The organism is Bacillus sp. FSL K6-2839 (assembly GCF_038003365.1).
Classification (GTDB): Bacteria; Bacillota; Bacilli; order Bacillales; family Bacillaceae; genus Bacillus.
In genome coordinates this window covers 1-20,245 of sequence record NZ_JBBOOZ010000001.1, presented here as the reverse complement: position 1 = coordinate 20,245, position 20,245 = coordinate 1, and the positions used below count along the sequence as shown (strand labels likewise).

The 20,245-nt window shown below is 46.4% G+C and carries 2 protein-coding genes; both read right to left on the bottom strand.

What is annotated here, in order from left to right; all coding sequences use genetic code 11:
* Positions 1-2: 2 nt before the first annotated feature.
* The gene (locus MHH26_RS00010; RefSeq protein ID WP_340971631.1) at positions 3-10,694 is read right to left on the bottom strand and encodes a non-ribosomal peptide synthetase; all 10,692 of its coding nucleotides are present in this window, start codon (positions 10,692-10,694) and stop codon (positions 3-5) included.
* 20 nt (positions 10,695-10,714) lie between these two features.
* Positions 10,715-20,245 (bottom strand): amino acid adenylation domain-containing protein (locus tag MHH26_RS00005; RefSeq protein WP_445661623.1); only part of this gene is annotated, 9,531 nt, incomplete at its 5' end.

The window sequence follows — 20,245 nt, the reverse complement described above, 5'->3', positions numbered from 1 at the left end:
TGTTAGGTCAATTTTTCCTCAAGCATGTCAAAAATGTCGTCCATTTCATCCATTTCAAGATCAGCCGCAGAGAAGTCACTTGGCGTAAATTCTCTTTCGTGCTGCGCTAAACAATGGGTAATGATGGATTGGATTTTTTCTTTCAACAATGCCATGAACTGCTGTATCGTTTGTTCTTCATATTCATCTGTACAATAGGAACACGACAACATGAATCGATTGTGTTGAACAAGACCACTGAGGTTCAGCTTATAGACAGCTTCTGAATCAGGGCTTGCTTGTCGTCCCATATCATAGGTGGACGGTCCAAAGAGTTCTGTCGTCACTTCCTGATCGATCTGCCCAAGATAGTTCAAGCTGATTTCAGGATGTACGTGCTGTCCTGACGGCTCAGTGGCTGTCATGTATTTCAAAATCCCGTAGCCAATTCCTTTATTTGGCACACGCCGCAGCATCTCTTTCGTTCCTTTAATAGCATCAGCTATGGTCTGATCCGGCTTTGCTTCAAGAACAACTGGATACATACTCGTAAACCAGCCAACCGTACGGGAGACATCCAGCCCTGATAAAATATCCTCTCTTCCATGACCTTCAAGCTGCACATGTACATGGGACTTCCCTGTCCACTCCTGAACGGCAAGCCCGAGAGCACATAGAAGAATATCGTTCATTTCCGTTGTGTACGGTAGATGAATATCGGTTAAGAGATGCTCGGTTTCGGACTCTGAAAGCTGCATCTGTACTGCTTTTGTTTGAGCAACTTTTCTTTTCGTTACTTCATGATCAACAGGTAAAGTGGTCAATGGCAGAGTGTCAATCTCTGTCCAGTACTCACTTTGGCTTTTTAACGGCTTGGACTGTGCGTATCGTTCGATTGCCTCTGCCCATTCTTTAAAGGAATGGGTTTTTGGCGGAAGGACGAGCGTTTGTCCTTGAGCTGCCTGCTGATAAAGAGACATAAAATCCTCTAGTAAAATTCGGCATGAGACACCGTCAATGACAAGATGGTGTGTCACGATGAGTAAGTGATCGCCATCTTTTGCACGGAAACAAATCACTTTCATGAGCGGACCTGTTTCGAGGTTCAGCTGACGCTGATACTCGTTGGCATATGTGGAAATGGCCTTTTTCACGTCGTGCTCTTTAGAGACATCATGAGAAATAATCGCAATCGATTCCGTGAGCTCCCGCTGATTGTATTGCAGAATGTCATCATGCTCCTGCCTGTATACCATACGCAGTGCATCATGATGTGAAAGTAATTTCTGCATCACTTGTTCTGTAATCGAAAGGTCAAATCCGTTTGGCGCATGAAGCATCATCGAGAGATTCCAATGGTGCTGGTCACTGAATGCTCGCTCAAAGAACCAGCGTTGAATGGGAGTCAAAATGACTTCCCCTTCAACTGGTGATTGGTCGGCTGTCATTTGATCAGCTTCTTCAATATATGGGCGGAGCTCCGCAATCGTTGGATATTGGAACAATAGCTTCATATCAAGCTTCCAGCCCGCTTGCGTGAGTCTGCTTGCCATTTGGATGCCTTTAATTGAGTCTCCACCAAGGAAGAAGAAGTGGTCGTGAATGCCGACTTGGCTCACGCCAAGGACATCTGCCCAAATACCGCAAAGCAGTGTTTCAACTTCGTCTCTTGGGGCTTCGTATGCCGTTTGGTTTGCTTCCATGTCAGGTGCTGGCAACGCTTTTAGATCGACTTTGCCATTTGCCGTCATTGGCAGTTGGTCGAGATGGATGATCCATGATGGCACCATATAGTCTGGCAACGTGCGTTTTAGACTTTCTTTGAGATCTGTCGTTTCTTCATCCGTGATGACATAAGCGGCAAGGGCATCTTGATCGCTGGCATCTTTGACCGTTGTCACGACTGCTTCTTTGACTTCCACCAGCGCAAGGAGCTGCGCCTCAACTTCTGACAGTTCAATACGGAAGCCTCGGATGTTGACCTGATGGTCTTTTCTGCCGAGGTAAATCAGCTCACCATCCTCTGTCCATTTCACTAAGTCGCCTGTACGGTACATGCGCTCGCCTGGATAAAATGGATCTGGGACAAATCGTTTCTCTGTTTCCTCTGGAAGATTCCAGTACCCTCTTGCCAGTCCTTTTCCTGCGATCACAAGCTCACCCGGTACGCCTGGCGGCGAGAGGTCGTATAACGAATCCATGATGTAAAAACGTGTATTGGCAATCGCTGTTCCGATTGGAAGTGTGTCTTGATCTGGGTTGATGATCCCGCTTGTCGCCACGACTGTGTTTTCTGTTGGGCCATAGTTATTGACGAGTTTATATGGAACAGGCTTTACCTGTTTCAGCTTGTCGCCGCCAGTCAGTAGGTAGCGCAGTGAATGATTGTCCATTGACATAAATTGCTCGCATAACTGAGTTGGCAGGAACGCAATGGTGATCCCTTTTTCATTGAAATACGTATTGAGCTTGATCATATCGAGACGAATCGCTTCATCGATGATGTGCAACTCTGCGCCGGCGATCCATGACGGGAACATTTCCCAAATGGAGGCGTCAAAGCCAAAGCCGGCATATTTGGCGGTTCGATCCGCATTTGTCACTTGGAAGGCATCATTATGCCAGAAAGCAAGATTGACAAGGGACTGGTGCTCGACCATGACACCCTTCGGCTGTCCAGTCGTTCCCGATGTGTAAATCATATAGGCGAGATCTGTTGGTTTCATATGAACCTGAATTTCTTGTGCTTCTCCTTCTACGGCATCTTCTATTTGCAGAACATGACCTGTGAAAGAAGTTGGTGCAGTCAGTCCTTTTTGCATCAGAAGCACCTCTGCCCCGCAGTCATCTAGCATGTACGCAATACGCTGAGCCGGATAATCCGCATCAATTGGAACGAATGCCGCACCTGCCTTGAGAACTCCAAGGACGGCTGCCGTCATGTCAAGCGATGGACGGGTGAGAATGCCGGCGCGGTCTCCTGGTTTTGTACCGCTTGAGATAAGTCTTGAAGCAACTACATTCGCCCGGCTGTTGAGCTCTTCATACGTCCAGCTCGTTCCGCAGAAAGTCGCCGCTTTTTGTAGGGGTGCCTCATGTACCTTGGCCTCAATCAGTGCATGGACCGTTTGATCTGACGGGACGTCTAGGACAGGACCTGACCATTCATTGATCAGTTCTCGTTTTTCCTCTTCAGTTAAGATCGATAGCGTTGAAATTGGCTGATTGAGCTTAGCCAGCATTTCGTCTATGATTTGTTCAAAATATTGACTCCAACGCTGAATGGTCTTCTTTTTAAACAGTGCCGCTGCATACTCAAAACGCAGGCCCACTTGGTCTTTTTCTTCAAATACACCGAGCGTTACATCAAATTTTGCTTGAACTGTTTCTTGCTGTTTTTGCGAAAGCTTGAGTCCATCCAGATCCGGTAACGTCAGGTCTCGGTCATCCGTTGTCAGCATCACACTAAACAATGGATTGCGGCTCGTGTCTGTCGGAAGATCTAACTGTGCCACCAATTCCTCAAACGGGAAATCTTGATGTTCATAGGCTGATAGGCTGCAATCTTTCATTTTTTCAAGCAATTGTGCTGTCGTTTCCTCCAGCTGCACTTCATGTCGAAGAGCCAGTGTATTCACAAACATGCCCGGAACCCGTTCGATTGAAGCATGCGTACGTCCTGCTGTCACAGCGCCTATAACGATATCTGTCTGCCCAGTTAATTTGGAAAGGAAAATGGCAAATGCCGTTTGCATGACCATGTTCAAGCTCACACCTTTTTCAGCCATGAGCGTTTTAATGGACTGCACCTTTTCAGCAGATAACCATCTATCGACTCGGTCTCCTTCAAATGACTGAACATGAGGGCGTGGAAAATCAAGTGGCAGCGCCAAATCTTCAGGCGGCTGAGCGTATTGCTCCAGCCAATATTGACGCTGTTTCTCGAGCAGCGCTTGCTGCTTTTCTTCCTGCTGCCATACCGCATAATCCTTGTAGTGCAGCTGAACTGGCGGTAATGTCTTTTTCTCATACAACTCTGCCAATTCTTGAATGAGCAGACTGCGTGTGACACCATCTGCGATGATATGGTGCATATCCATCATGAACACATATTCTTCATTAGAAAGCTTCGCCACCTTTGCCCTCATTAATGGTGCTTGATGTAATGAGAATGGGGTGATGAATGCGTCTATGACAGGCTGTTCATGACCTCTCTCTACTTCAACAACCTCTAACGTAAACGGCATTCGGCGATAGACTTTTTGAACTGGTACGCCGTCAATTTCTACAAAGGCTGTCCGCAATGATTCATGTCGTTCGATCAAGGCTTGCAGCGCTTCTTCTAGCAGCTTCACATCAAGGCTGCCTTCCATCATCAAAACAGCTGGCATATGGTAAGTAACTGCTTCTGGATGCAGCTGCTGTAACACATACATCCGCTTTTGAGCGGAAGAGACAGGATAGAAATCTTGCTTTTCCGCCGGATGAATGGATGTGATGTCCGAAGAATCCACTTCTTCCAAATAGGCTGCCATCGACCGTATCGTCGGCTTTTCAAAAAGGACTTTGAGCGGCACATGCTTGTTCAGCTTGGCTTGCACCTTCGCAATGAGCACCATGCCCTTGAGAGAATGACCTCCCAATTCAAAGAAGTGATCATGAACACCTATTTGTTCAACCCCAAGTACTTCTGACCAAATGTCACACAGCGACTGCTCAAGTGCCGTTTCTGGTGCTGCATGCACCGCGCGGTTCATATGCACCTCGTGCGGAAGCGGCAGAGACTTCGCATCTACCTTTCCGTTTTGTGTGAGCGGAATGTGGTCGACTTTGACAAAGTACGTTGGAATCATATAATCCGGCAGTGTCTCCGCAAGCTTTTCTCTAAACGTCAGTGTTCCAATTGGTTCAGGCGCTGCGTAATAGAGTGCAAGCTCCGGTAAACGGGACATGTGAATTACTTTGACATACACCTCTTGAATGGATAATCGTGCACGCGCGGCATGCTCAATTTCCTGTTTCTCAATACGATAACCGCGGATTTTCACTTGATCATCTATTCTTCCGAGAAACTCAATGTCTCCATTTGCATGCTGTCTGACCAAATCCCCTGTGCGATACATTCGCTCCTGAGGATAATATGGATTTTCAAGAAAACGCTCTGCTGTTAATTCAGGCTGATTCAAATACCCTCTCGATACACCTTCCCCCGATATATAAAGCTCTCCAGGTGCGCCATAAGGGACAAGGCGCTGCTGACGATTGAGTGCGAGCGCTCTTGTGTGAGCAATTGGCTGCCCGATCACAGAGCGATCCTTCAAAGCTTCCAGCTCTTGCGGTGTGATCAGCTTGGTCACAGTCCCAATAGTTGTCTCTGTCGGGCCATAGTGGTTCATCACTGCCACACATGGGTGCTGCTCCATAAACGTTTCAACATCCTCAGAGACAATCGGTTCCCCTCCAAGTATCACAAGGCGTAAAGCATTAAATGCATGATCCTTCGAATCTGCCATCATATGAAATAAGGATGGTGTCATTTTGATATACGTCAGCTCTTGTTCATCAATCAAACGCATGAGACGCACCGGGTCTGTATACACATCTTCACGAGGCACATAGAGTGTCCCCCCTGCTTTTAAAACAGGGAAAATGCTTGTGTAACCGAGATCGTATGCATAAGAAGAAAGCAGTGCCGTCCGATCGCATTCTTGCAATGTCACCTCATTTGTCAGCCAGTTGACATAGTGTGATAGATTACGATGCGTGAGCTGTACACCCTTCGGCTTCCCTGTTGTACCAGATGTGTATATTACATAAGCGAGCTGATCGGCTGAGCCTTCCGGCAGATCTAGCGAGCGGCTTTGCTGCACTGCTTTTTCAACCTGCATGACCTGAATCGACTTGTTGTGTTGATAGGAACCTGCAAGAGACTCATTTGTCACGATCACTTGTGCACCTGAATCTTCTAATGTGTAGCGGATACGTTCCGCAGGGAAGGCCGGATCAATTGGCACAAATGCACCACCTGCTTTCATCACACCAAGCATTGAGACGATGACATAGACAGAGCGGTCAAGAATCAGCGCTACAGTCTTTTCTTTTTCGACGCCTCGTATCTTCAATTCACTGCCAAGCACATTTGCCATGTCTTCCAGCTCGCGATAAGTGAGCTTCCGTTGATCATCCATCACCGCAATGGCATCTGGTGTTTCCTTTGCCTGACGCGAAAATTGGACATGGAAGGGCTCATGACGATTCGATTGCACTTCGTCTTTTTTCTCCAATCGCTCTATTTGCTCATGCTGATCAAGGATACGGAGCAAGCCGATCTGTTCATCCGGGTGTTGGACCGCTTCACGAATAATCGCTAGAAGATGAGTTCCGAATCTGCGGACCGTCTCTTCTTTAAATAATGCCGCTGCATAGTCAAAGCTCAGCTTTAATGCTCCCTTTCGTTCAAATGCTTCTAGAGACAAGTCAAATTTGACAGAGTGATGCTGAATGGCATAAGGCGAAATGTGCAGATCGCCGAGCTTTAGCGCCGGAACCTCCATGTTCTGCATGTTAAATGACACGCTAAAGAGCGGGCTTCGGGTTGTATCACGATCTAGCGGAAGACGTGCAATTAACTCTTCGAGCGGATAGCTTTGATGAGCAAAAGCGTCAACACTCGTTTCTTTTATTTCTTCAAGCAGCTGTAAAAATGTTTTCGTTTGTTCTGGTTTTCCGCGCATCGCAACGGTGTTGATAAACATCCCCGGCATGTCCTGTATATCAGGGTGTGTCCGTCCTGCAACAGGGGAACCAACGATGATATCTTCCTGGCCGCTATAGGTGGCAAGTAGCACTTGAAAAGCAGATAACAAGAACATGTACATGGTCGTATCTGTTTTCTGAAGCAATTCATGAATCCGCTGAGTTGTCGCTTGATCACAACCAAACATGAATCGTCCCCCGGAAAAATCACGTTCCGCTGGACGCGGATAATCAGTTGGCAGCTCTAATACCGGCAAGTCCCCTTCGAATTGCTTCAACCAATATGCTTCATGCTCCTTCTGTTTCTCCGTCTCTTCTTCACTTAACTGCCAGACAGCGTAATCTTTATAATGAATGGCTCTTTCTGCAAGAGCTTCTCCATCATAGGCCTTCGCCAAATCTTGAATGAACGTCTTCATGGAGCTGCCATCTGTAATGAGATGATGTGCTTCCAAGACGAGAAGATGACGGTTCTCACTGACCTTCAACAACTGAGCTCGCAATAGAGGCGCAGCTGTTAAATCAAATGGTGTTTGACGTTCAGAAAGGAATGCCTCCGCCTCTTCTTCTTTGATGTCATGAACGGGAAGGTCAAATGCAGTCCATTCATTCACCCTTTGGACGATGTCTTCTCCATTTATATGAAAACTCGTTCTTAAGATTTCATGCGTTTGGATCAACTGATCAAACGCTGATCTGAGCCGCTGATATTCGAGTGTCCCTTCAAGCGTTAAGACGATCGGAATATGATAATTCGTGCTGTCAGGTTCGAGTGTCTGCAAAATGTATAAACGGCGCTGAGCTGGTGATACCGGATATTCTTCCGCCTGCTCTGCTGGTAAAATAGGATGCCCCGTTTCTTCTTGACCGTCCTGATCGATGTACGCCGCTAATGAACGAATTGTCGGCTTCTCAAAAATCACTTGAATCGGCACTTCCTTTTGAAGCACCTCTTGAATTTTCGCGGACATCATCATCGCTTTGAGAGAGTGCCCGCCAGCCATGAAGAAATGTTCATCTACTCCTACCGTTTTCCCAAGGAGCTCCTCCCAAATTTGAGCAAGTGCCTTTTCCGTCTCCGTCTCAGGCGGAATGATTTCCTTTTCATCCCGATGCGCGTCCGGCTTTGGTAAAGCTTTTCGATCTACCTTCCCGTTCGACGTGAGCGTAAAAGCATCCAGCTTCATCACATGGTGCGGCACCATATAAGCTGGCAGCTCTTGATTGAATAAATCCCGCGCCTCTTCTTCTGTCATTGTCCCTGTGAAGTAAGCGGTGATTTCCTTTTCACCTGAGGAAAACGAATGGACAAGCACAACCGCATCATCTATGCCCGCTTCTTGCTGAAGCACTGTTTCAATTTCACCAAGCTCAATACGGAAGCCTCGAATTTTCACCTGATCATCTGTCCGGCCGAGGAATTCGATCTGGCCACCCGCGCCATATCTAGCCAAATCTCCTGTTCGATATAAACGGCCTGACGGCTTAAAAGGATTTGCCATGAACACTTGATTGGTCAAATCTGGACGATGGAGATACCCTCTTGCGACACCATCTCCGCCAACATACAGCTCTCCTGGCGCTCCAATTGGCTGCAATCTTTGATCATCATCTAAAATATAAGCCGACGAATGGTTGATCGGCTGGCCAATTGGGATCGGCCCCGTTTCATCTCCTCTTACTTCGTAAATGGTCGAGATGGTTGTATTTTCTGTTGGGCCATAGGCATTCAGTAAGACAAGTGCTGGATGATGCTGTTTCACAAGCTCCGCACTCTTCACATTGATGACGTCACCGCCTGTAATTAATGTGGTTAATCCTTTGAACATTTGCGGCCGCTGCTGAGCGAGCTGATTAAATAATCCAGTTGTTAAAAAGAGCGCCGTCAACTGATGTGTTTGGATAAATTGTTCGAATCGATGGATATCCAATAAAGTATCACGGTCAACAGGATAAAGCGTCGCCCCATTTAGCAGCGTGGTAAATATCTCAAAGGTAATAGCATCAAAGCTAACGGCCCCTGTATGCGCCATACGATCCGACTTGGTCAAGCCTAATTTCTCCTGAGAGCAAGCTAATCTCACAATGTGCTGATGCTCAATTTGAACCCCTTTGGGCTGTCCAGTTGATCCCGATGTATACATGATATACGCCAATTGAGATGGAGACGTCCGGGCTGATAAATCCACGTGTGAGCGATGAGGCATGCTGGTCACATGCACAGCCTTGATATGTTCATCAACTGGCGGCTGATTGTCAGCATGAAGCAAAATGGATGCGCCGCTGTCTTCAAGCATCCATCGGATTCTCTCCTCAGGCTGGGAAGGATCAATCGGCACATAAGCAGCCCCTGCGTGCAGAACTGCTAAAATGGCAATCACCGCATCTGCTGATCGGTTCATATACACCGCGACAGCATCCCCCGGCTGTACGCCGTTTTCAACAAGACTGCCGGCTAAACGACGGATTTCTTGTCCAAGCTCCTCGTACGTGAATGTTCGATCGCCTTCAACTAATGCCAGATGGTCAGGCTGCGCCTTCATACGTTCATTAAGCAGCTCAGGAATAGACAGATGCTTCGGATAATCTCGCTCTGTCTGATTCCACGCTTCAATCTGCTGCTTCTCCTCTTCTGTGATACATGTCACTTCATGAAGGCGTACATCAGGGTTCTGGATGATTTGCTTCATGAGATTGGTCAGATGTTTTGATATGTTTTCAATGATCTTTTCTTCAAAAGCTATGGCGTTGTATTTGATTTTCAATGTCCACGTTTCACCTGGATAAACAAGGACATTTAGGTCGAAATTCGTTTGTTCAAATCCGTCCTTTACATCAATGGAAAAACCAAGCCGTGCAGACATGGTATCACCAGACAGCTCCTGATCTAAAGGATAGTTCTCAAACCCAACCAAATGATCAAAGAGCTGCCCTCCAGCAGCTGTCTTTTGCTGAATGTCATAAAGCGGCATAAAATCATAGCTTTCCGCTTCCAGTGCATGCTGCTGAACCTTTTGAAACAGCTGTTTGAACGTCTGCCCCTGATCCAATGTCACCCGAACGGGTATCGTATTGATAAACAGCCCTGCCATGCGCTCAATCCCAGATACACTAGGAGGTCTGCCTGATACAACGGTTCCGAATGTCACATCATCTGCTGCATGATAGGTGCCTAAAAGAACGGACCAGACCGCTTGGAACAAGTTCGGTGCCGTCACTTGGCTTTGTCTTGCCACATCTTGAATGGCTTGTACCGTATGAGCATCCCATGTAAACGTCCATTCCTGATGGTCGTATTGTCCGTTCGATTCTTTTTGCTGCAGCAGTCCTTGATGTTGAACAGCGCCATCTAGACGCTTCTTCCAATAACTTTCCGCTTCTTGTTTATTTTGCTTTCCAAGCCACTGGATATAATCTGCATAAGGCTTACCCTGTGAGCGATCCGGCGTTCGACCGTTCCGATAAAATTCATAGTAATGAAACAGTTTTTTCATTAAAACACCCATGGACCAACCGTCCATGATGATGTGATGGTTGCTCCAAATCAGATGCCAATTTGTTTCATTTAGTTGAAAAACAGCGACCTTCAATAATAGATCATTCGTTAAGTGAAATCCTTGCTTTCTCACTTGCTTTTTATATTGACCCAATGCCTTTTGCTGCTCTTGATGATTCAGATGAGATAGATTCTCTCGATACACATCTAGATGACGTTCAGCCAGTACAACCTGACGAGGCTTTTGCAATTGTTGATAGACAAAGGCTGTACGGAGAATGTCATATGTCCGTATGAGCTCATTGAGACTTTTTTCAAAAAGAGCGAGATCAAACTCTCCGCTTATTCCAAGCTCAAGCTGTGTGAAATAAGAGGAGGAATTAGGATCTAGCATGGCATGATACAGCATGCCCTCCTGCATGGGTGTTAAAGGATATACCTTTTGAATCTTCTGCTTGCTCATAAGTCCACCTCTTCGTTTGCTTAAAATATATCCATTAGCTTTTCAAGTTCATCCATGGTGAGATCTTCATCCCCTACATCACTAGGTGTCATCTGGGTTTCCTCCTGTGATACGCAATGTGAGATCAGCGCCTTCACACTCTTTTCAAGGAGATTCTTGAATTGTTCCATCGTACCTTCTTCAAATTCAAGATGATGATAAGAAATTGTCACATGGAGCATTGCTTGTTCTACGAAACCAACAATATCAAGTGCATGAGGCTTCTCTGATTCAGGGCTCAGCGATTGTCCTGGATGCCACGTTGAGCGGCTTAACTCAACGCCGATCTGTTCATCAAACTGACCAAGATAGTTAAAGCTGATATCTGGTGTGACATCAAATGAGATATCGTCCTTCATCTTGTCAGGGGTTAAATATTTTAATATGCCATAGCCGATTCCCTTGTTCGGAATGTGCCTGAGTTCCTCTTTTAAATGCTTGATCTGATAAGAAAGATCGTCTGCATGCGACATATCCAGTAACACAGGGTACATGCTTGTAAACCAGCCGATGGTCCGTGATACATCGACCCCAGGGAGGATTTCCTCTCTTCCGTGTCCTTCAAGATGAATAAAGTGTCTCTCTTCACCTGTCCACTCTTTCATGGACAATCCTAATGCTGTCAGCAAAATATCATTGATGTCTGTTTGGTATGCTTCATGTACATCAGTCAGCAGACTGCGTGTTTCCTTCTCAGACAATGTAAAGCGAATGGTCTGAGTATGAAGCATCCGTTGATCCTCCGTCACATGATCCTTTTGAAGCGGTGTAACGGAATGTCCAAGTACCTTTTTCCAATAAGCTCTTTCCGATAGCAGTTCATCTGACATCGCGTATTCCGTCAGCTTCTGGGCATATTCTTGGAAGGAGTGTGTTTTTTCAGGAAGTGTCAGGTCTTCCCCCCGCTTCGACTGTTCATAAAGAGCGATAAAATCTTCAAGGAAAATACGCCATGACACACCATCGATGACAAGATGGTGTACAGCGAGCAATAAATGATCCCCTTGATCTGTTCGGAAAATGGCTGGCTTCACTAAAGGTCCCTCCGCCAGCGATATACTCGCCTGCACTTCATTTGCAAGCTTTTCTACCTGCTGAATTTGCTGCGACAGTTCTCCTTGTACTTCCATCACATCAACAGCCACCATGTTTTCCTCAATTCTTCGATGACGCTGGATCATGCGCCCTTCTTCAAGCTGATACACCATTCGCAAGGCATCATGATGGATCATCAGCTGCTCCAACACTTGCTGAACGATGGCTTCATCCAAGCCATTTAGCGCATGGAGCATAACCGATTGGTTCCAATGGTGCTGACTCGTAAAGTTTCGCTCAAAGAACCAGCGCTGAATCGGTGTGAAAATGACTTCCCCTTCAACTGGTGATTGGTCGGCTGTCATTTGATCAGCTTCTTCAATATATGGGCGGAGCTCCGCAATCGTTGGATATTGGAACAATAGCTTCATATCAAGCTTCCAGCCCGCTTGTGTGAGTCTGCTTGCCATTTGAATGCCTTTAATCGAATCTCCGCCAAGGAAGAAGAAGTGATCGTGAATGCCGACTTGGCTCACGCCAAGCACGTCTTCCCAAATGCCGCATAGAAGCGTTTCGACTTCGTCTCTTGGCGCTTCGTATGCCGTTTGGTTTGCTTCCATATCAGGCGCTGGCAATGCTTTCAGATCGACTTTGCCATTTGCCGTCATCGGCAGTTGGTCTAGCTTGATGATCCATGAAGGCACCATATAGTCTGGCAACGTGCGTTTTAAGCTTTCTTTGAGATCTGTCGTTTCTTCATCCGTGATGACATAAGCGGCAAGGGCATCTTGATCGCTGGCATCTTTGACCGTTGTCACGACTGCTTCTTTGACTTCCACCAGCGCAAGGAGCTGCGCCTCAACTTCTGACAGTTCAATACGGAAACCGCGGATGTTGACCTGATGGTCTTTTCTGCCGAGGTAAATCAGCTCACCATCCTCTGTCCATTTCACTAAGTCGCCTGTACGGTACATGCGCTCGCCTGGATAAAATGGATCTGGGACAAATCGTTTCTCTGTTTCCTCTGGAAGATTCCAGTACCCTCTTGCCAGTCCTTTTCCTGCGATCACAAGCTCACCCGGTACGCCTGGCGGCGAGAGGTCGTATAACGAATCCATGATGTAAAAACGTGTATTGGCAATCGCTGTTCCGATTGGAAGTGTGTCTTGATCTGGGTTGATGATCCCGCTTGTCGCCACGACTGTGTTTTCTGTTGGGCCATAGTTATTGACGAGTTTATATGGAACAGGCTTTACCTGTTTCAGCTTGTCGCCGCCAGTCAGTAGGTAGCGCAGTGAATGATTGTCCATTGACATAAATTGCTCGCATAACTGAGTTGGCAGGAACGCAATGGTGATCCCTTTTTCATTGAAATACGTATTGAGCTTGATCATATCGAGACGAATCGCTTCATCGATGATGTGCAACTCTGCGCCGGCGATCCATGACGGGAACATTTCCCAAATGGAGGCGTCAAAGCCAAAGCCGGCATATTTGGCGGTTCGATCCGCATTTGTCACTTGGAAGGCATCATTATGCCAGAAAGCAAGATTGACAAGGGACTGGTGCTCGACCATGACACCCTTCGGCTGTCCAGTCGTTCCCGATGTGTAAATCATATAGGCGAGATCTGTTGGTTTCATATGAACCTGAATCTCTTTTGCTTCGCCTTCTACCGCATATTCTATCAGCAAGACATGACCTGCAAAGGAAGTTGGTGCAGTCAGTCCTTTTTGCATCAGAAGTATCTCTGCCCCGCAGTCTTCCATCATGTAAGCAATACGCTGATCAGGATAATCCGCATCAATTGGAACGAATGCCGCACCTGTCTTGAGAACTCCAAGGACAGCGGCCGTCATATCAAGCGATGGGCGGGTGAGAATACCGACGCGATCTCCTGGTTTTGTACCGCTTGAGATAAGTCTTGAAGCAACTACATTCGCCCGGCTGTTGAGCTCTTCATACGTCCAGCTCGTTCCGCAGAAGGTCGCCGCTTTTTGTAGGGGTGCCTCATGTACCTTGGCCTCAATCAGTGCATGGACCGTTTGATCTGACGGGACGTCTAGGACAGGTCCTGACCATTCGCTGAGCAGTTTTTGCTGCTGCTTTGGTGATAATAGCTGCATTTGATCTAACGATTGATCTGGCGCTGATACCATTTGTTCCAACAGATGAAGGAAATATTCCTTCCACTTTTCAATCGACGACTGTTGATAGATAGAAGAATTAAAATCAAACACAAGCTCAATATGATCAGCCGATTCGTTTCCAGTTAAGGTCAAATCAAATTTGGCGATGTTCTCTTCGAATGGCTGTGGAACAATGTGAAGTCCATCCATCGTTAAGTCACGGATATCCGCATTTTCCATTGAGAACACCACATCAAAGATGGGATGACGGCTAGTGTCTCGAACCGTTTGCACTTGGTCTACCAATTCTTCAAATGGGTACAGCTGATGCTCATTTACCTCTAACACAAGCTGGTGTACATTTGACGCAAATTCTGCAGCTGTCTGATGTCCTGCTGGCTTGGTTCTAAGTGCCAGCGTATTCACAAACATACCGATGACAGATTGAATATCAGGATGAGTTCTGCCTACAATCGGAGAACCGATGATGATATCTTCTTGTCTCGAAAGTTTGCTTAAAAGGGTACTGTAGCAAGTGAGCAGGACTGTATACGTCGTACTGTTTAGCGCTCTGACCAGCTCATCCAATTTCGCTTTAAGCGGCCCATCGATTGTAAAGGAGACACGCTCTCCTGCGAATGTTTGCACTTTTGGTCTTGGCAGGTCTTCCGGCAGTGCCAGTACAGGTAGCTCTCCTTGTAATTGCTCCAGCCAAAACGCCTCTTCAGCTCTTTTTTGTGCAGCAAACGTCTCACTTTTTGACCAAACCGCATAATCCTTATATTGAACAGGTAATTCCTCTAGTTTGTCTCCTCGATACAAGGCTGAAAGCTCCTCAATTAAAATGCCAACAGATGCGCCATCTGAAATGATATGATGCATATCAATCAGTAAATAATGGACATTTACGGAAACAGAAACTAGACCTACTCTGAGTAAAGGCGCCTTTCCTACATCAAATGGACGGATAAAGTCATTCATCAATTCCTGTATGTCTCGTCCGTTCCCTTCGATTTTTTCAATGTCTGCAGAGATATTTGTTTCAATCCGCTGAACAGGTTCATTCTGAACGAAATCAAAGCTCGTTCGGAATGCTTCATGACGATGGACAAGCTGTTCAATCGCCTTTTCAAATCGTTTTTCATCAAAGGTCCCTTCCAGCTTTAAAGCAGCCGGCATATGATAGCTTTGCTCCGCATCGGTCATTTTCTCCAATACAAACAGTCTTTTCTGAGCAGATGTCACTGGATAATAGGCTGCCTCTTCGGCGATCTCCACTCGCTTAATTTCCGTTTGATCCGCTTGATCAACCGCCAAGGCAAACGCCTCTAATGTTGGGGATTCAAATAAAGACTTCAAAGTGAGCTCCACGTGCATCTCTTCATACAGCCTGTTCAGCATTTTCATGCCGCGCAGCGAATGGCCACCGCATTCAAAGAAATGATCGTCCCTGCCGATTCTCGGCACTTCAAGAACTTCCTCCCAAATGCGCGCTACGTGATGCTCTGTTTCGGTTTGAGGAGGGATGTACTCATTTACCCCCTGCTCACTTAGGTCAGGCACCGGTAAGGCGCGCCTATCTACCTTGCCGTTATTCGTCAGCGGAAGCTCGTCTAATTGCATGAAGAACGACGGCATCATATACACAGGCAGTTCACGTCCTGCTTGCTCGCGCAAATCAGTTAATGAGACAGACCCTTCTGCTGTAAAATACGCACATAATGTATCATTTGGAGCTGCAATGACGACGGCTTCCTTCAATTGCGGTTGTCGCAGCAGCTGATGCTCAATTTCTCCAAGTTCAATACGCTGACCTCGAATCTTCACTTGATGATCAATCCGTCCAATGAATTCAATCTCTCCATTTGACAGCCAGCGTGCAAGATCACCCGTTTTATACATGACCTCCCCAGGGCGGAAAGGATTTTCCACAAATTTTTCGCTTGTGAGTTCTGGCTGCCCATAATATCCTTTCACCAGTCCATCACCAGCGACACATAGCTCTCCCGCAACACCCGGCGGCTGCACATGTCCAAATTCATCTACAATGTAAACAGCCGTTTGACTCACTGGCTTTCCAATTGGAATGGATAACGCCTGCTTCTCAATGTGATTCACTGAATAATACGTAGTGAAAATCGTGCTTTCAGAAGGACCGTACATATGAACAAGCTTGCCTTCCCCCACCGTTTCAAGTGCAGTCATGACATGAGGCACGGAAGCTCGCTCTCCGCCAAACAGAACTTTTCTGACGTTCTTCAGGCTGTCTTTTTTCATATCGATGAGTAAGTGAAAAAGAGCTGTCGTGATCATTAAAATACTGACTTTTTCCTTCTCAATCGCTCCAGAAAGCTCATTCATATTTAAGATATGGTCCTTTGGCAGAACAATCAGTTTCGCTCCGTTTAATAAAGCACCAAACACATCAAACATAAAAGCATCAAATACATAGTTTGATAGACTCATCACCGTGTCTTCATGATGAATGGTAAGATAATTTGATTGCTTCACCGTTCTCAAAATATTCCGGTGTGTCACCATATTTCCTTTCGGCTTGCCAGTTGTACCAGATGTATAGGTCAAATTCGCCAAGTCCTCAGGTAAAATAGGTATGTCTATATTGCTGTCTGACTGCTGAACAATCAGTTGATCTTCTGTTTCGACGACGGTTCCCTCAAAAGAAGCGAGTATCGAACGTTGGCGCAGCACCTGGTGTGTCAGTAAAAATTGTGCACCGCTATCTGTCAAAAAGTGCTTCACGCGCTCATCAGGGAAATCAGGATCAATTGGTACATAGACGCCGCCCGCCTTAAGTACAGCTAGAACAGAGAGTACCATTTCATTGGATCGTTCAAAGAATAAGGCCGCTTTCATCCCTCTTTCAAACCCATGTTCACGCAAATAATGAGCCAGCTGGTTCACTCGGTCATTCAGTTCTTGGTAAGAAAGAATGTCACCTTCACATTGGAGTGCAGACTTATGACCATGCTCCTGCACCTGTGCTTCAAACTGCGTCACAATGGTTTCTTCTGCCGGATAAGGCGTCGGTAACGGATTCCACAGATTCAGTTGAGCTTCCGCTTCCTGTTGAGACAGTAATCGATAGGATCGAATCGCTTCCTCCGGCGATTGGACCATCTGCTCCAGCAAATACATAAAATGATGTAGCATTTGCTCGGCTGTACTTCGTTTAAATAGCGCCGTACTGTAATCGAGGACAAAGGATAAACCTTGATCTGACTCCATCGCTTGCAGCGTTAAATCAAACTTTGCAATATGGAAATTGGTTTCTTCAATTTCAACTTGCATCTCTCCAATATGCTGGGCTGCTCCATGATCTGGCATGAGTGTAAAAACGGTATCGAATAAAGGATGACGGCTAAAATCTCTTGGTATATTCAGCTTTTCAAGCAGCCGTTCAAATGGATATTGCTGATGCTCAAATGCATGCATAGTCTTTTCCTTAACTTGCTCGATCAACTGCGACATGGTTCCATTCGGATCAACCTCTGACCGCAAAGCAAGTGTCTGGACAAACATGCCGATCATGTCATCCAGGTCTGCATGCACACGCCCTGCCGCAGGTGTTCCAACCACGAATTCCTTTTGACCCGTGTACTTCGCAAGCAATGTATAGTAAGCAGAAAGCAGAACCGTATACAGTGTCGTGTGGTGATTTGCCGCAAGCTCCTGCAATTGTTCCTTTAACGTTTCATCTATTTCTTTGATCACACGGTCCCCTGCAAAAGACTGGACCGCTGGGCGTTGATAATCGGTCAACAGCTGTAAAGCAGGAAGATCACCCGAAAATTCCTGCAGCCAGAATGCCTCTTCTTTTTGAAAATCTTGTTGTTCTTGCCAAACAGCATAATCTTGATATTGAAGCTTCAATGGTGCTTTGACCGATCCCTCGTAAGCATCTGACAGCTCACGCAGCATTAAATCAATCGAAAGACCATCTGAGATGAGATGATGCATATCGAAAAAGAGCAGGTGCTCCTGATCATGTAATGACTTCAAGCCAATACGAAGAAGTGGTGCACACTCAAGGTCAAAAGGTCTGACAAATTGCTGCATATTTTCTTCCATCGTGCCGCCTGTCAGCTGCTCTATTTGAAATGCCACTGATGGAGCTACCTGCTGACATGGAACACCTTTCAACGTATGAAAAGAAGTACGCAGCATATCATGACGTGTGATGAGTCTTTCAAAGGCTTCAGTCAGCTTCTCTCGCTGCAATGTTCCTTTTAACCTCACAACAGCTGGCATATGGTATGCGGTGCTTTGCTCCAATTGACTCACCATATAAACGCGCTGCTGTGGAGGTGACAATGGATAATGGTCTGCTACCGGCGCTTTTGGTATCACCGTTTCAGAAGATGTTTCCGCTTGCTCAATGTAGGCAGCCAAAGCGGCAATGGTCTGCTGTTCAAATAAAATGGAGAGCGGCACTTCCACCTGAAAGTCTCGCTGAACATGTGTGAGTACTGTCATCGCTTTAAGTGAATGACCACCTCGCTCGAAGAAAGAATCATATACACCAATCTTCTCTTGACCAAGGATTTCTTCCCACAAACGTACAAGCTTCGTTTCGAGATCGTTTCTAGGTGCAGCATATACAGCATGAACTGCTTTGTCGCCTTTTAAAGCAGCAAGTGCACGACGATCGACTTTGCCGCTGACTGTGAGTGGAAATGCATCGAGCTCTTTGAAATAGAGCGGCATCATGTAAGCTGGAAGCTGATGTTTGATAGCGGCTTGCAGCATGTCAACTGACACACCTTCTTGACGAGCTTGATAGTAAGCACTTAACGCCTTTCCCCCGTCCACTTCATCAACCACAAGTACGACAGCTTGATCGACTCCATCTACCTGCTCCATCACTGCTTCAATTTCGCCTGTTTCTATGCGGTAACCCCTTATTTTTACTTGATCATCCATTCTGCCAAGATAATCAATCGTGCCATCCGGAAGCCATCTGACTAGATCCCCCGTTCGATACATCCGCTCGTGTGGAGAAAACGGATCTGCCGTGAATACCTTCTCCGTTAATTCAGGCTGATTCACATAGCCTCGTCCAACACCTATCCCTGCAATGCATAGCTCTCCAATAGCCCCCTGCACCTGTAATTGATCATGGTCATTTAAAATATAAAGACGGTGATGACCGAGTGGTTTTCCGATCGACACATAACGCTGCTGTTCAGATGATTCGCGCAGCTCACTTAGTTCCAGACGATGAACCGCCGCATCGACACACGTCTCAGTCGGACCATACACATTCCACAAAGTAAAATCAGGCTCACTCATACGAACCGCTTCGATAAGAGAGTGTGCTGCTTTCGCAGGCAATGCTTCTCCCCCAATCAACATGTGTGTCAATGACAGCCCGTCCAAATCCGCTGCAAGTAAAAGCTGCACATGCGCCGGTGTTCCGTCTGCTGCTTCAATTTGATGTTTTTTATAATAAGCCGCTAATTGAACACCATTTCTCGTCGTTTCTCGCGGGATGATATGAAGCGTATGCCCAAATAAAAGAGCAGCAAAGATTTGTTTCACCGATGCATCAAAATGGAATGGTGCAAGAAGCGCCATTTGAAGCTCACTCGCCCCTTGATAAATCTCATGATGCAAGGCATGGACCAAATGATGCAGCTGAAGATGCTCAATCATGACGCCTTTCGGCTTTCCAGTCGTACCTGATGTATAAATCATGTAAGCCAAATCCTCAGGTGCCGACTGATTTACAAGCTCAGGCAGCAGACCATCATCTAATTCGATTTGCTGCTGAACGACCATTTTTTCCGAGAGGGCACGGTATGTTGAAACGAACGATTCCTCTGTTAACACAATGGAAGCACCAGAATCCTCCACAATATATTGAATGCGCTCCTCAGGTAATGCCGGATCAATCGGTACATACGCCCCGCCAGCCTTTAATATGCCGAAGATCGCCACCATAGCATCTGCCTTCCGATCCATTAGGACAGCAACAGGCACATCACGCGAGACACCTTTCATTTGTAAAAACCGCGCCAGCTTTTCTGCCTTTTGATACAGCTCTCCATAAGTAAATGCTCCATTTTCCGCTACAACGGCTGTCCGCTCTGCATACTTATTTGCTGTCTCATCAAACATGTGGTGAACCGGTTTTTCAGCTGGTTTTTCAAACGGGATTCTCTCAGATAGTTGCAGCAGTTCCTTTTGTTCATCTGATGGAAGTAAAGGAAGTGTCCCGATCAGCTGGTCAGGCTGAGAGACCGCCGCCTCTAGTATGATCAAAAATCGATCAAACATCTTACTGATTTCTTCTTCGGTGAATACATCTGTACGGTAGTCCAAATCAAT